This window comes from Pseudomonas serboccidentalis (assembly GCF_028830055.1).
GTDB classification, from domain to species: domain Bacteria; phylum Pseudomonadota; class Gammaproteobacteria; order Pseudomonadales; family Pseudomonadaceae; genus Aquipseudomonas; species Aquipseudomonas serboccidentalis.
In genome coordinates this window covers 3,148,222-3,163,020 of record NZ_CP101655.1, presented here as the reverse complement: position 1 = coordinate 3,163,020, position 14,799 = coordinate 3,148,222, and the positions used below count along the sequence as shown (strand labels likewise).

The following is a 14,799-nucleotide window of genomic DNA, read 5'->3' as shown; positions in this document are numbered from 1 at the left end:
TTCTCGCGAGTTTAAAAGACTGTGATCTGCCGATCTGGTTCCTGCACTTCGTCGCCAAGGGCCGTATGCGACAAATACGCACACCGCCTCAAGACTTTAGTCGCATGACCGATAAGTCATCCATACAGCAGTCTCAGCCCGCATGGATGCGGCCCTTTCCTTGGTACCCGCACCATGTCCCTTCGAAATATGAATATCGCCCCCAGGGCGTTTACCGGTTTCGCCCTGATCGGCGGCCTGATGCTGATTCTCGGCGTGTTCGCCCTGAACCAGATGAGCAAAATCCGCGGCGCGGCCGAGGATATCACCGCCAACAGCGTGCCGAGCATCAAGAACCTCGACGAGTTCACTCAACTGACCCTGCGCCAGCGGGTACTGTCATACCGCTTGCTGGTCAACCGCGAAGCGGACGTGCAGCAGAAGACCATCGAGCTGCTGGAGACGCGCAACCAGCAGATCCGCGCCGCCCAGACTGCCTACGAGCCGCTGATCGGCAGCCCGGAAGAACGCGCCGCCTACGATCAATACGTGCAGTTGCTGGGCCAGTATCGCCAGATTGAAGACCGGATGAAGAGCCTGTCGCGCAACAATCAGGTGGACGAGTTGCGCAATCTGCTCAACACCGATCTGTTGAACAACTCCGAAGCGATGAACACCGTGCTCAACCGCCTGATGCAGATCAACGGTCAGCAGATCAGCGAAACCAACCAGCAGGCCGCCGAGCAATATGCTTCGGCGTTCAATCTGGTGGTCACCCTGCTGGTCGTCGCCACCGGTCTGACGTTGCTGTTCGCCTGGCTGCTGACCATCAGCATCACCAAGCCGATTTCCAAAGCGCTGGACGCGGCGGAGACCATTGCCGAAGGCAACCTGACCCAGCCGATCCACGTTGATGGCAGCGACGAAGCCGGGCGCCTGCTGGCCGCCATGGCCAAGATGCAATCGAAGCTGCGCGACACCTTGCAACGCATCTCCGGTTCCGCCACCCAACTGGCTTCCGCTGCCGAAGAGCTGAACAGCGTCACCGACGAAAGCGCCCGTGGCCTGACCCAGCAGAACAACGAAATCGAACAGGCCGCCACCGCGGTCAACGAAATGACCAGCGCTGTGGAAGAAGTCGCACGCAATGCCGTGAGCACTTCGGAAGCCTCGAAGAACGCCACCACCTCAGCCGGCGACGGTCGTGACCTGGTGCAGGAAACCGTCAGCGCCATCGAACGCATGAGCGCCGACGTGCAGAGCACCGCAAACCTGATCGGTGATCTGGCGAATGAATCCCGTGACATCGGCAAGGTGCTGGACGTGATTCGTGGTCTGGCGGATCAGACCAACCTGCTGGCCTTGAACGCGGCCATCGAGGCAGCCCGTGCCGGCGAAGCCGGGCGTGGTTTTGCTGTGGTGGCGGATGAGGTCCGTGCGCTGGCCCATCGCACCCAGCAGTCGACCAGCGAGATCGAACGCATGATCGGCAGCATCCAGAGCGGCACCGAACACGCCGTGGATTCGATGCGCAACAGCACCGAACGCGCCGAATCGACCCTGAACATCGCCCGTGGCGCCGGCCTGTCGCTGGACACCATCAACACCGCGATCGTCGAAATCAACGAACGCAACCTGGTGATCGCCAGCGCCGCCGAAGAGCAGGCCCAAGTGGCCCGCGAAGTGGATCGCAACCTGGTGAACATCCGCGACCTGTCGGTGCAGTCGGCTACCGGCGCGAATCAGACCAGTGCGGCGAGCAATGAGCTGTCGCGTCTGGCGCTGGACCTGAACAACATGGTTGGGCGCTTCAGCCTGTAACAACATTTACCTTGAAGTAAATGAACTCTCTGTGGCGAGGGAGCTTGCTCCCGCTCGGCTGCGCAGCAGTCGCAATCCAGCCACTGCGTCTGCTCTGAGAAAACCGTAGCGTCTGATTTTTGGGGGCGCTGCGCACCTCAGCGGGAGCAAGCTCCCTCGCCACAGGCATCACATGCCGCACCGCCTGTGTGATCACGCTGTAAAAAGCTTTTTGACAGCATCACATTTCAACAGGTTAGAATCGCTGGCACGCAGACTGCATGGTCAGTTTGTGCCCGTCTTTACGCTTCTGGAGTACTGCCTTTGAATGCGACGACCATCAACAGCCTGTTCTTGATCGGCGCGTTGCTGGTAGGTGCGAGCATTCTCGTCAGCTCACTCTCTTCCCGTCTCGGCATCCCCATTCTGGTGATCATTCTCGCGGTCGGCATGACCGCCGGGGTCGATGGCGGCGGGATCATTTTCGATAACTACCCGACGGCCTATCTGGTCGGCAACCTCGCGCTCGCGGTGATCCTGCTCGACGGTGGCTTGCGTACCCGGGTCTCGAGTTTCCGCGTGGCCTTGTGGCCGGCGCTGTCGCTGGCGACGGTCGGGGTGTTGATCACCACCGGGCTGACCGGCATGGCCGCCGCGTGGCTGTTCGACCTGAACCTGATCCAGGGCCTGCTGATCGGCGCCATCGTCGGCTCCACCGATGCGGCGGCGGTGTTCTCGCTGCTCGGCGGCAAGGGCCTCAACGAACGGGTGACCGCCAGCCTGGAAATCGAATCCGGTAGCAACGACCCAATGGCGGTGTTTCTCACCGTGACCCTGATCGACATGCTCGCCAGCGGCCAGACCGGCCTGCACTGGAGCCTGTTGATCCACCTGATCCGCGAGTTCGGCATCGGTGGCGTGATCGGTCTGGGTGGCGGCTGGCTGATGCTGCAACTGGTCAACCGGATCAACCTTGCCACCGGCCTGTACCCGATTCTGGTGATCGCCGGCGGCCTGGTGGTGTTCGCCCTGACCAACGCCTTGCACGGCAGCGGTTTCCTCGCGGTGTACCTGTGCGGTCTGGTGATCGGCAACCGCCCGGTGCGCAGCCGCCACGGCATTCTGCACATGCTCGACGGCATGGCGTGGCTGGCGCAGATCGGCATGTTCCTCGTGCTGGGGCTGCTGGTCACCCCACATGATTTGCTGCCCATCGCCCTGCCCGCCCTCGGCCTGGCGCTGTGGATGATTCTGTTCGCCCGGCCGTTGTCGGTACTGGTCGGACTGCTGCCGTTCAAGGCGTTCCATGGCCGCGAGAAAGCGTTTATTTCCTGGGTCGGCCTGCGCGGCGCGGTCCCGATCATTCTGGCGGTGTTCCCGTTGATGGCCGGGCTGCCGGATGCGCAGCTGTACTTCAATCTCGCGTTCTTCATCGTGCTGGTGTCGCTGCTGGTGCAGGGCACGAGCCTGCCGTGGGTCGCCAAACTGTTGAAGGTGACGGTACCGCCGGAGCCTGCACCGATCTCCCGTTCCGCGCTGGAAGTGCACGTCACCAGCGAGTGGGAACTGTTCGTTTACAAGCTCGGCGCCGAGAAATGGTGCATCGGCTCGCCCCTGCGTGAACTGAAAATGCCCGAAGGCACACGCATCGCCGCCCTGTTTCGTGGTCAGCAACTGCTCCATCCGTCGGGTAGTACGGTGCTGGAAGTCGATGATTTGCTGTGTGTGATCGGCCATGAACACAACCTTCCCGCCCTCGGCAAACTGTTCAGCCAAGCGCCGCAACGTGGCCTGGATCTGCGTTTCTTCGGCGACTTTGTGCTCGAAGGAGACGCCCAGCTTAAAGCGGTTGCAGCGCTTTACGGGTTGCCGGCCGAGGGCATTGATCCAGACATGACCCTGGGCGCGTTCATTGCCCACAAGGTCGGTGGTGCACCGATCGTTGGCGACCAGGTGGAGTGGAACAACACCCACTGGACGGTCGCGGTCATGGACGGGAACAAGATCGGCAAAGTGGGCGTCAGATTCCCCGAAGGAAGTCGCCCGGGTCCCGGTCTCTTCCTCTAAACTGCGTCCACTCTCACTTGCTTGACCGGTCTCTATGCCTACCCTGCGCTCCTTCTTTTTCGCGGCCCTGCTGGGCCTGAGTCTTTCCGTCGGCCCGCTGTACGCCGCCGAACCGCCGTCCAGCGAAGCCGTGCAGGCCAGCCTGGACAAACTCGCCGACAGCAAACTGCCGGATGCCGATAAAAAGGCCCTGCAAACGGTCCTGCAAACCACGCTCAATCAGCTCAACAGCCGGCGTGATTACGACCAGAAGCTGATCGACCTCAAGCAGCAACTGGCGACCGCACCGCGGCAAACCATCGAGAACACCCGCGAACTGACGCGCCTCAAGGCTACGGCGGTGGTACCGGTAGCGCAGCGTTTCCCCAAAGAGTCGATCCAGCAACTGGAGCAGATCCTCACTGATCGCTCGACCCAGCAAAGCGATCTGCAAAAAGCCCTGGCCGATGCCAACAGCCTGATCATCACCGCCCAGACCCGCCCCGAGCGCGCTCAGGCGGAGATTTCCAGCAGCCAGACGCGCATTCAGCAGATCAACAACATCCTCAAGTCAGGCAAGGACGCGGGCAAGACAGTCAGTGCCGAGCAGCGCGATCAGTTGAACGCCGAGCTCGCCGCGCTGAACGCGCTGATCCCGCTGCGCCGTCAGGAGTTGGCCGGCAACAGCCAGTTGCAGGATCTGGGCAACAGTCAGCATGACCTGCTCTCGGAGAAGTCCGACCGCCTCGACCGCGAGATTCAGGAACTGCAGACGCTGATCAACCAGAAGCGTCTGGCGCAGTCTCAGGAAACCGTTACCCAACAATCGATCGAGGCACAAAAGGCCGGCGGCAGCAGCCTGCTCGCCACCGAAAGTTCGGCCAACCTCAAGCTCTCCGACTATCTGCTCAAAAGCACCGACCGCCTCAACGAAGTCACCCAGCAGAACCTGCAGACCAAACAGCAGCTCGACAGCCTGACGCAAAGCGACTCGGCCCTCGACGAGCAGATCAACGTGCTCAAGGGCAGCCTGCTGCTGTCGAAGATTCTCTATAAGCAGAAGCAGGCGTTGCCGCGACTCAAGGTTGACCGGGATCTGGCGGACCAGATCGCCGACATTCGCCTGTATCAGTTCGAAGTCAGCCAGCAGCGCGAACTGCTGAGCAATCCGGCAACCTACGTCGACAACCTGCTCTCCACCCAACCGCCCGAGCAAGTCACCCCGCAACTGCGCAAGAGCCTGATGGAACTGGCCAACACCCGCGCCGACCTGCTGGAGCGTCTGAACCGCGAACTGAGCGCGGTGCTCAACGAATCGATCACCCTGCAACTCAACCAGAAACAACTGCTGAGTACCGCGCAAAGCCTGCGCGCGACCCTCGACGAGCAGATGTTCTGGATTCCCAGCAACAAGCCGCTGGACATGGAATGGATACGCGGCGTGCCGGAACGGCTCAAACGCCAGATCGACACCCTGCCGCTGGCTTCGAGCCTGAGCGAGCTGACCGACGGCCTGACCCAGCGTCCGCTGTTGTTCCTGCCGCTGGCCTTGCTGATCGGCGCCCTGCTGTGGCGGCGCAAGGCGCTGTATGCGCGGTTGAACAAGGTTCACCAGGACATCGGTCACTTCAAGCGTGACAGCCAGTGGCACACGCCGCAGGCGATCCTGATCAACATTCTGCTGGCGATGCCGGTCGCTCTTGGCCTGGCGCTGTGCGGTCTGGCCTTGCAGATCGACGCCCGCGGACAGAACGCCAACATGGGCGCGGCGCTGCTGCAAATGGGGCAGGCGTGGCTGGTGTTCTACACCGCTTACCGGATTCTCTCGCCGGGCGGCGTGGCCGAGTTGCACTTCCGCTGGGACAAGCCGCAGGTCGAGTTCCTCCAGGGCTGGATCCGGCGCCTCGGGCTGGTGGTGATGGCGCTGGTGACTGTGGTAGCCGTCGCCGAACTGCAACCGGCGGCGCTGGCCGACGACGTGCTCGGCATGCCGGTGGTGCTGACCTGCTACGCGCTGATGGCGTGGTTGCTCAGCCGTCTGCTGATCAGCAGCCCGGCCCACGAAAACACTTCGCTGTTCCGCAAGGCCGTCGGCGTGATGTTCACCGTGCTGCCGATCGCCCTGTTCGTCGCGGTGTGCTTCGGCTATTACTACACCGCGCTGAAACTCAGCGACCGATTGATCAACACCCTGTACCTGCTGATGTTCTGGCTGGTGATCGAAGCCACGTTCGTCCGTGGTCTGGCGGTCGCCGCACGACGTCTGGCCTACCAGCGCGCCCTGGCCAAGCGTCAGGCCGCCAAAGAGGCCGGCGACGGCGAAGCGGTGATCGAAGAGCCGACGCTGGACATCGAAAAGGTCAACGAACAGTCGCTGCGTCTGATCCGTCTGGCGCTGCTCGGCGGCTTCATCGCCGCGCTGTACTGGGTCTGGGCTGACCTGATTTCGGTGTTCTCGTACCTCGACAACATCACCCTCTACGAATACACCAGCGGCACCGGCGCCAACATGAGCATGGTGCCGATCAGCATCGGCGACATGCTCGGTGCGCTGATCATCATCGGCATCACCTTCGCCCTGGCGCGCAACCTGCCGGGTCTGCTCGAAGTGTTCGTGCTGTCAAAACTCAACCTGGCCCAGGGCAGTGCCTACGCGACCACGACGCTGCTGTCCTACGTGATCGCCGGCGTCGGCTTCGTCTCCACCTTGTCGACCCTCGGCGTGAGCTGGGACAAGTTGCAATGGCTGGTGGCGGCGCTGTCGGTGGGCCTTGGTTTCGGTATGCAGGAGATCTTCGCGAACTTCATCTCCGGCATCATGATCCTGTTCGAGCGCCCGGTGCGGATCGGCGACACCATCACCATCGGCAACCTGTCCGGCACCGTGAGCAAGATCCGTATCCGCGCCACGACCATTACCGACTTCGACCGCAAGGACATCATTGTCCCGAACAAGACGTTCATCACCGGGCAACTGATCAACTGGTCGCTGACCGACACCATCACCCGGGTCACGCTGAAACTCGGCGTGGATTACGGCTCCGACCTGGATCTGGTCAAGGAACTGCTGCTCAAGGCCGCCCGGGAAAACCCGCGCGTGCTCAAGGAACCCGAGCCGCACGTGTACTTCCTCAACTTCGGCGAAAGCACCCTCGATCACGAATTGCGCATGCACGTGCGTGACCTCGGTGACCGTAACCCGGTGATCGACGAAGTGAACCGCTTCATCAACCGCGAATTCAAGAAGCAGCACATCAACATCTCGTTCCGCCAGATGGAGGTCTACCTGAAGAACCTCCACGGTCAGGAATACAAGTTGGTGCCGGTTGAAGCGGAAACCAAAACCATCGTCCCGATCGGCGCGGAGCAAAAGCCGCTGCAAGAGCCGCCGCCCACCAAACTCGACTAACCGGTCTAATCCCAGCAGAATGCTCGGACATTCTGCTGGAGCCGGCCCTTGAAAGCCCTCGACGAACTGACCTTCGACAATCGCTTCGCCCGCCTGGGTGATGCGTTCTGCGCCCATGTGCTGCCCGAGCCGATCGACAACCCGCGTCTGGTCGTCGCCAGCCCGGCGGCGCTGGCCCTGCTCGATCTCGACCCGGCAACCGCGCAAACCCAGGAGTTTGCCGAACTGTTCGGCGGCCACAAGCTGTGGGCCGATGCCGAGCCTCGGGCGATGGTCTATTCCGGGCACCAGTTTGGCGGCTACACACCGCAACTGGGCGACGGTCGAGGCCTGTTGCTGGGCGAGGTCTACAACAACGCTGGCGAGCACTGGGACCTGCACCTCAAGGGCGCCGGGCAGACGCCGTTTTCGCGCATGGGTGATGGCCGCGCGGTGTTGCGCTCATCGATCCGTGAGTTCCTCGCCTCCGAAGCGCTGCACGCACTGAACATCCCGTCTTCACGAGCAGCCTGCGTGATCGGCTCCGACACCCCGGTGTGGCGCGAAAAGCAGGAACGCGCGGCGATGGTGCTGCGCCTGGCGCCGAGCCATATCCGCTTCGGCCACTTCGAATATTTCTACTACACCAAGCGTCCCGAGCAGCAGAAGCAGCTCGGCGAGCACGTGCTGGCGATGCATTTCCCCGAGTGTCTGGAACAACCGGAACCGCATCTGGCGATGTTCCGCGAAATCGTCGAGCGCAATGCCGAACTGATCGCCAAGTGGCAGGCCTACGGCTTCTGCCACGGGGTGATGAACACCGACAACATGTCGATCCTCGGCATCACCTTCGACTTCGGCCCGTTCGCCTTCCTTGACGATTTCGACGCCAATTTCATCTGCAACCACTCCGATGATCAGGGCCGTTACTCGTTCAGCAATCAGGTGCCGATCGGCCAGTGGAACCTCAGCGCCCTGGCCCAGGCCCTGACGCCGTTCATCAGCGTCGAAGCCCTGCGCGAAACCCTCGGTTTGTACCTGCCACTGTTCCAGGCGCACTACCTCGACCTGATGCGCCGTCGCCTCGGTCTCACCACGGCCGAAGAGGATGACCAGCAACTGGTGGAAAACCTGCTGCAACTGATGCAGAACAGCGGCGTTGATTACACGTTGTTCTTCCGTCGCCTCGGTGAAGATTCCGCCGAGCAGGCCGTCGCCCGTTTGCGCGACGATTTTGTCGACATGAAGGGCTTTGATGCCTGGGGCGAACGCTACGTCGCCCGGGTTGCCCGTGATGGCGACGCTGATCAGGCACAGCGCCGCACGCGGATGCATGCGGTCAATCCGTTGTACATCCTGCGCAATTATCTGGCGCAAAAAGCCATCGATGCGGCTGAGCAAGGCGATTACTCAGAGGTACGCCGGCTGCATGCGGTGCTGAGCAAGCCGTTCGACGAGCAACCGGGGATGGAGGGTTATGCCGAGCGGCCGCCGGAGTGGGGCAAGCATTTGGAAATTAGTTGTTCGTCGTGAGTGCCAGCGCCTCATCTTGATAAACAGTTCGTACGGCACCAGATAAGTTGTACGAACCGCTGAACTCAACGAGCCGAACATGACCAGCCCACTCCTTATCCCCTGCCCTTCCTGCAACGGCCTCAACCGCATCCCGGCCGAGCGCCTCGCGGACCAGCCTAAATGCGGGCGCTGCAAATCCGACGTGCTGTTGAGCAAGCCGTTCGACCTCAAGCAAGGCGACTACGCCAGCCAGATCAAGGGTGATCTGCCGCTGTTGGTGGACGTGTGGGCGGACTGGTGCGGGCCGTGCAAGTCGTTTGCGCCGGTGTTCGAGCAGGCGGCGGCGCAACTGGCGGGCAAATGCCGACTGGCCAAGCTCGATAGCGAGGCCAATCAGCAGTTGTCGGCGCAGTTGGGGATTCGTTCGATACCGAGCCTGATTTTGTTCAGGAATGGGCGGGAAGTGGCGCGCCAGAGCGGGGCGTTTCCGTTGCCACAGTTGATGGCGTGGCTGCGTAGCCAGGGCATCTGAAACACCACAAGCCCCTGTAGGAGTGAGCCTGCTCGCGATGGCGTCGTTGCAATCAACAGAGATGTTGAATGTGACGGACTCATCGCGAGCAGGCTCACTCCTACAATTGGAACTGTGCAATTCGCGGTATCAGGCGTCTTCGAGCAAGTTATGCAGCTCGACGAATTGCTGCGTCAGCTTGTGCCGGGGGTCGAGGTGGATCAGCGGCGTGCTGGCCTGGTGCGACTCACGCATGCGCACCGAACTGCTCAGATACACCGGCAGCACCGGCAAGCCTTCAGCAATCAACTCATCGAGCATCTGCTGCGGCAGGCTGGCCCGGGCCTGGAACTGGTTGACCACGATGCCTTCGACTTCCAGACCTTCGTTGTGGTCTTCCTTCAACTCTTCGATCTCCGCCAGCAGCCCGTACAGCGCCTGCCGCGAGAAGCTGTCGCAATCGAAGGGAATCAGCACACGATCGGCGGCAATCAGTGCCGACACCGCATAAAAATTCAGGGCCGGCGGGGTGTCGAGGTAGATCCGGTCGTAATCTTCCGACAACTCGTCCAGCAACTTACGCAGCTTGTTGATCTTGTGCTTGGCCTCCAGCTTGGGCTGCAGATCGGCCAGTTCGGCGGTCGCGGTGATGATGTGCAGGTTGTCGAACGGGGTTTCGTAGATGTCGGCCTGGTTCTTCTTCGAAAACGGCCCTGAAGACAGGGTCTGCTTGAAGAAGTCGGCGATGCCCATCGGTATGTCGTTCCCGGTGAGCCCCGTCAGATACTGAGTGGAATTGGCCTGGGCATCGAGATCCACCAACAGCGTGCGATAGCCCTCGCTGGCACTGACCGCCGCCAGATTGCAGGCAATGCTGGATTTGCCCACGCCACCTTTCTGATTGAACACCACGCGCCGCATGACAAAACCTCCGTGTATCAAAGAATGACCGAGTGTAGATGCGTGCGGGTTGGCTTCGCTACCTTCATGGACACGGACTACAAGGTCAGGTGCAAATATCCCCATGGCAACGGGGCAAAAACTGCCAGTAATCGCCGAGATGCCCGACAGACAAACTTCCGCCAATATGGACAATGGCCGATTAACATTTTTTCCACGAACCAGCCGGTACATTTAACTGCGCAAAATGTAACCAGCATTTGCTACACACTCATCGCACCGGGATAATGCGCGCCACCCGAACGTCAGGCGCCACGCCGCGTCCGGTAACGTCAGCACAGCCCGGCTGCGGCTTTGGCGACTCAACGCGTCAATACAAGCCCGCAGGGGCGGGATAAATGTCCGTGATCAACTTCAACATCGCCCAATGGCGCGCGTGGGCCCCGGGGCTCGACAGCGTGGACGCCTGGCAGGCCTGGAGCCGACAACCGGTCGTGCTCCAGAGCAGCGATGCCGCGCCCGATGTGTCGTTCCTGCCAGCCATGCAGCGCCGGCGCCTCAGCCGCCTGGCGCGGATGGCGTTCAGTGTCGGCTGGCCGCTGGCCGACGGACGGGAGAACCTGCCGCTGGTGTTTGTTTCGCGGCACGGCGAAACCCCGCGCACCTTTGAAATCCTCAGTGACCTGGCCAAGGACGAGCCGTTATCACCGACCCAGTTCAGCCTGTCGGTGCACAACGCCATTATCGGCCTGTGGTCGATCATGCGCGGCGAAACCAGCGAAATGACGGCCCTCGCGGCAGCCGGCGATGGTCTGGAGCACGGCATGCTCGAAGCCGCGGCCCTGCTCGACGAAGGCGCTCCGGCGGTGCTGCTGGTGATCACCGAAGAACAGCCACCGCAGGCTTACTCACAGTGGATCGACGATGTGCCCTTCCCCTATGCGGTCGGCCTGCTGCTCACCCCGGGTACCGACTGGCGGCTGACCCTGAACAGCGGCCCCGAAGCACTGTCCAAAGCGCACTGGCCGCATGCGCTGAATCTGTTGCGAACCCTGCTCGGTCAGCAAACCCATTGCCAACATGCCTGGAAAAATCGTGTATGGACCTGGCAACGCAACCCGTGACCGAGAAAAACCGCGACGCCTACTACTGGCGCCTGCTGGCCACCGCCGCAAGTTTTGCGCTGTTCGGGCTGGGCGGGCTGTGCCTGCGCCTGCTGGTGTTTCCGCTGCTCGGTTGCCTGCCCGGGGATGCGTTGAAACATCGTCAGCGCGCGCGGCAGACCGTCAGTCAGCTGTTCTGGTTTTTTGTGCGATTCATGGCCCGGAGCGGCGTGCTGACCTACGACATTCAAGGGGCCGAACGCCTGGGCCGCCCCGGGCAGATGATCATCGCCAACCACCCGTCGCTGATCGATGTGGTGTTCCTGATCGGTCTGGTGCGCCAGGCCAACTGCGTGGTGAAGAAAACCCTGTGGGAAAACCCTTTCACCCGTGGCCCGCTGCGCAGCACCGAATACATCAGCAATGACGGCAGCATGGACATGCTCGACGCTGCCGCCCAATCCCTGCAAAACGGCCAGACCCTGATCATTTTCCCCGAGGGTACCCGCACCCGGCCGGGGCGGGCACCGGCCTTTCATCGGGGGGCCGCGGCGATTGCCCTGCGCGGTGCGAAAATCGTTACCCCGGTGGTCATCAAGGTCAACCCGACCACCCTGACCAAGGCCGAACCCTGGTATCGGATCCCTCACCGCCGCGTGCACTTCAGTTTTCGTGTCGGGGCCGATATAGACCCACAGACTTACGCAACGCAAGGTCCGGCTCCGCAGGCCTCGCGCAAGCTCAACGATTATTTGCACTCTTACTTCATTAAGGAGCTCGCCGAAGATGAGCGATCTGAATAACCCTGGCCTGGTGCGCGACATCAAACTGCTGATCATCGATGCCCTGGGCCTCGAAGACATCAGCGTCGACGATATCGGCGACGAGCAGACGCTGTTCGGCGAAGGCCTGGGCCTGGATTCTGTCGACGCGCTGGAACTGGGTCTGGCCATCCAGAAAAAATACGGCATCAAGATCGACGCCGACGCCAAAGACACCCGTAACCACTTCACCAACGTGGCGAGCCTTGCGGCGTTCGTCACGGCAAAACAGGCAGCTTGAGACCGGACCATGCAAACTCGTGACGACATTTTCAACACCTTGCGCGATGCCTTGGTCGAGCTGTTCGAACTGGATCCGGCGCGTATCAGCCTGGAATCCAATCTGTATCAGGATCTGGAAATCGACAGCATCGACGCGGTCGACCTGATCGATCACATCAAACGCCAGACCGGCAAGAAAATCGCCGCCGAAGAATTCAAGTCGGTGCGCACCGTCGGTGACGTGGTCGAGGCGGTCTACCGTCTGGTTCAACCGGCCGCATGAGCCGATTGATCGGCCTCGGCCTGCTGCTGGCGGGCCTGCTGTACCCCTTTGCGGTGTATTTCGGCATGGAGCACTTCGCCCCGTGGCAGTTCGGGCTGCTGCTGGGCAGCCTGTGGCTGGCGCGCGCGCTGACCGGCGAGCGCAAGCCCGGCAGTCTGTGGATGGCCTGCGTGGCGATCGTTTTCTGCGTGATGCTGGCGCTGTTCGACAGCCCGCTGTTGCTGCGCTGGTACCCGGTGCTGATCAGCGGCTTCATGCTGGCGCTGTTCAGCCTGAGCCTGAAATGGGGCCCGCCGATGGTCGAGCGCCTGGCGCGAATCCGCGAGCCGCAACTGCCGCCCGAGGCGATCCGCTACACCCGCCAGGTCACCGTGGCCTGGAGCGTGTTTTTCTTCTGCAACGGTTTGTGCGCCGCCCTCCTGACCCTGTGGGCGCCGCTGAATTGGTGGATGTTGTACACCGGCCTGATCTCCTACGGATTGATCGGCCTGATGTTTGCCATTGAATGGCTGATACGACAACGGGTAAGAGGCCGTAAATGAACTGGATAAAACTTGAGCACCTGTTGCTCAAGGCCCTGCCGGGGCGAGTGATCACCGACACCCCGGCCCTCGACCACGCGCAACTGCGCGAGCAGGCGCTGAGCATTGCCGCCGGCCTGCAGGCACGTGGCGTGCAGCGTATGGCAGTGCATCTGGAAGATGCCGCCGACCTCGCCAGTGCCCTGCTCGGTGCCTGGCGCGCCGGCGTCAGTGTGTTGCTGCCAGCGGACCTGCAGGCGCAGACCCGCCAGCGCTGGTCGAGTGAGGTCGATGTCTGGCTGACCGATCACAGCGCGGATCTTCACTTGAACGATCTGCAGCAGCCAGCCCTGCCTGGCGCTGAACTGGATCTGGACCAGTGCCACCTGAGCCTGTGCACGTCCGGCTCCAGCGGCGAGCCCAAGCGCATCGACAAGACCTTGCGCCAACTGGCCAACGAGGTCGCGGCGCTGGAGCAACTGTGGGGCGCGGATCTCGGTGAGGCGTGGATCATCGGCAGCGTCGCCACCCAGCACATCTACGGTTTGCTGTTCCGCGTGTTGTGGCCGCTGTGCGCCGGGCGCCCATTCGTGCGCAAGCAACTGGCGTTTCCGGAAGACTTGCAACGCGCCAGCCGCGAACACCCGGCCTTCGCCTGGGTCAGCAGCCCGGCGCTGCTCAAACGCATGGGCGATAACCTCGACTGGCCGGCCCTGAGTGCCGTGCGCCGGGTGTTTTCCTCCGGCGGCGCATTGCCGGCAGACGCCGCGCACAGCCTGCAGCAACGTTTACAGCAGTGGCCGACGGAAATCCTCGGCAGCTCGGAAACCGGCGGCATCGCCTGGCGTCAGGGCGCAAGCCTGTGGCAGCCATTCGCCGGGGTTGAACTGAGCCAGGACAGTGACGGCGCCCTGCTGGTCGCCTCACCCTATCTGCCGGCCGGTCATGTCGAACACACCGCCGATGCCGCACGCATCGCCGCCGACGGTCGCTTCGAGCTGCTGGGGCGGCTGGACCGCATCGTCAAACTCGAAGAGAAGCGCATTTCCCTGCCGATGCTGGAACAGGCGCTGATCGCCCACGACTGGGTCGCCGAAGCGCGGCTGGGCGTAGTCCAGGAAAACCGCGCGGTGCTCGGTGCCGTGTTGGTGCTCAGTGAGTCGGGGCTGTTCGCCTTGCGCGAACATGGTCGCCGCAGTCTGACCGAAGCCCTGCGCAAACACCTGAGCCAGCATTGCGAAGCCCTGGCCTTGCCACGGCGCTGGCGTCTGGTGCGGCAACTGCCGCTGAACAGCCAGGGCAAGCTGCCACAGGCCGACATCGACGCGCTGCTGCTGGCGCCACGGCCGAAAGCCCCCGAAGTGCTGGAACAGGTCGAAACCGCGGGCGAGTGGAGCCTGCAACTGGCGGTGCCAGCGGATCTGGCCTACTTCAGTGGCCACTTCCCCAAGGCCCCGGTGTTGCCCGGCGTGGTGCAAGTGGAATGGGCGCTGAAACTCGGTCAGCAGCTGCTGGACCTGCCGGGTAAATTTGCCGGCATGGAAGTGCTGAAGTTCCAGCAACTGGTGCGCCCGGGCGATGAAATCCAGCTGCACCTGCGCTTTGATCGTGAGCGCGGCAAACTGTATTTCGCCTACCGTAACGACACGGCCACCTGCTCCAGCGGACGGATTCTTTTGGAGCCAAGTCATGCATAACCTGTGGCGAGGG

At 62.1% G+C, this 14,799-nt stretch carries 12 protein-coding genes and 1 pseudogene; 12 read left to right on the top strand and 1 reads right to left on the bottom strand.

The features are described 5' to 3' along the window. Positions 1-174: 174 nt before the first annotated feature. The 6 genes and pseudogenes from NN484_RS27345 to trxC all read left to right on the top strand — a co-directional run. A pseudogene (locus tag NN484_RS27345) lies at positions 175-897 on the top strand (MCP four helix bundle domain-containing protein); the annotation flags it as partial. Between the two features lie 30 nt (positions 898-927). Then, on the top strand, positions 928-1,800 hold the full coding sequence (locus NN484_RS27340) for a methyl-accepting chemotaxis protein (RefSeq protein ID WP_425518811.1): 873 nt from the start codon (positions 928-930) through the stop codon (positions 1,798-1,800). A gap of 303 nt (positions 1,801-2,103) precedes the next feature. Beyond that, positions 2,104-3,846 carry a potassium/proton antiporter gene (locus tag NN484_RS14500; protein ID WP_274657380.1) on the top strand — a complete coding sequence of 581 codons (1,743 nt, stop codon included), beginning with the start codon at positions 2,104-2,106 and terminating at the stop codon, positions 3,844-3,846. A gap of 34 nt (positions 3,847-3,880) precedes the next feature. Then, positions 3,881-7,234, top strand: coding sequence for a mechanosensitive channel MscK (gene mscK / locus NN484_RS14495; RefSeq protein WP_274657379.1), 3,354 nt, complete (start codon positions 3,881-3,883; stop codon positions 7,232-7,234). A 48-nt stretch (positions 7,235-7,282) separates the two neighbouring features. Further along, the gene (gene selO, locus NN484_RS14490) at positions 7,283-8,746 is read left to right on the top strand and encodes a protein adenylyltransferase SelO (RefSeq protein WP_274657378.1); all 1,464 of its coding nucleotides are present in this window, start codon (positions 7,283-7,285) and stop codon (positions 8,744-8,746) included. 79 nt (positions 8,747-8,825) lie between these two features. Beyond that, a complete protein-coding gene (trxC, locus tag NN484_RS14485) occupies positions 8,826-9,260 on the top strand; it encodes a thioredoxin TrxC (RefSeq protein WP_127648665.1) in 435 nt (144 codons plus the stop codon). Positions 9,261-9,389: 129 nt separating this feature from the next. Here trxC and NN484_RS14480 read toward each other — a convergent pair whose 3' ends face one another. Next, entirely contained in the window at positions 9,390-10,160 is a 771-nt protein-coding gene (locus tag NN484_RS14480) for a ParA family protein (RefSeq protein WP_127648664.1), read from the bottom strand. Between the two features lie 377 nt (positions 10,161-10,537). Between NN484_RS14480 and NN484_RS14475 the strand changes: the two genes are divergently transcribed. From NN484_RS14475 to NN484_RS14450, 6 genes are read left to right on the top strand one after another with little or no spacing between them, the layout of a single operon-like run. Continuing rightward, a complete protein-coding gene (locus NN484_RS14475; protein WP_127648663.1) occupies positions 10,538-11,263 on the top strand; it encodes a beta-ketoacyl synthase chain length factor in 726 nt (241 codons plus the stop codon). Further along, a complete protein-coding gene (locus NN484_RS14470; protein WP_274657377.1) occupies positions 11,239-12,045 on the top strand; it encodes a lysophospholipid acyltransferase family protein in 807 nt (268 codons plus the stop codon). Before NN484_RS14475 ends, NN484_RS14470 begins: the two co-directional genes overlap by 25 nt. Continuing rightward, positions 12,029-12,304, top strand: coding sequence for a phosphopantetheine-binding protein (locus NN484_RS14465; protein WP_127648661.1), 276 nt, complete (start codon positions 12,029-12,031; stop codon positions 12,302-12,304). Before NN484_RS14470 ends, NN484_RS14465 begins: the two co-directional genes overlap by 17 nt. Before the next feature lie 9 nt (positions 12,305-12,313). Beyond that, on the top strand, positions 12,314-12,568 hold the full coding sequence (locus NN484_RS14460) for an acyl carrier protein (protein ID WP_003220947.1): 255 nt from the start codon (positions 12,314-12,316) through the stop codon (positions 12,566-12,568). Further along, positions 12,565-13,110 carry a COG4648 family protein gene (locus tag NN484_RS14455; protein WP_127648660.1) on the top strand — a complete coding sequence of 182 codons (546 nt, stop codon included), beginning with the start codon at positions 12,565-12,567 and terminating at the stop codon, positions 13,108-13,110. Before NN484_RS14460 ends, NN484_RS14455 begins: the two co-directional genes overlap by 4 nt. After that, positions 13,107-14,786 (top strand): acyl-CoA synthetase family protein, encoded by a 1,680-nt coding sequence (locus NN484_RS14450; protein ID WP_274657376.1) that lies wholly within the window; start codon positions 13,107-13,109, stop codon positions 14,784-14,786. Before NN484_RS14455 ends, NN484_RS14450 begins: the two co-directional genes overlap by 4 nt. The last annotated feature ends 13 nt before the right edge of the window (positions 14,787-14,799 follow it).

Coding starts and splice junctions, on each gene's coding strand:
- NN484_RS14455 (WP_127648660.1), top strand. CDS start 12,565: ATGAGCCGATTGATCGGCCTCGGCCTGCTGCTGGCGGGCCTGCTGTAC.
- NN484_RS14470 (WP_274657377.1), top strand. CDS start 11,239: ATGGACCTGGCAACGCAACCCGTGACCGAGAAAAACCGCGACGCCTAC.
- mscK (WP_274657379.1), top strand. CDS start 3,881: ATGCCTACCCTGCGCTCCTTCTTTTTCGCGGCCCTGCTGGGCCTGAGT.
- NN484_RS14475 (WP_127648663.1), top strand. CDS start 10,538: ATGTCCGTGATCAACTTCAACATCGCCCAATGGCGCGCGTGGGCCCCG.
- NN484_RS14480 (WP_127648664.1), bottom strand. CDS start 10,160: ATGCGGCGCGTGGTGTTCAATCAGAAAGGTGGCGTGGGCAAATCCAGC.
- NN484_RS14465 (WP_127648661.1), top strand. CDS start 12,029: ATGAGCGATCTGAATAACCCTGGCCTGGTGCGCGACATCAAACTGCTG.
- NN484_RS14460 (WP_003220947.1), top strand. CDS start 12,314: ATGCAAACTCGTGACGACATTTTCAACACCTTGCGCGATGCCTTGGTC.
- trxC (WP_127648665.1), top strand. CDS start 8,826: ATGACCAGCCCACTCCTTATCCCCTGCCCTTCCTGCAACGGCCTCAAC.
- NN484_RS27340 (WP_425518811.1), top strand. CDS start 928: ATGGCCAAGATGCAATCGAAGCTGCGCGACACCTTGCAACGCATCTCC.
- NN484_RS14450 (WP_274657376.1), top strand. CDS start 13,107: ATGAACTGGATAAAACTTGAGCACCTGTTGCTCAAGGCCCTGCCGGGG.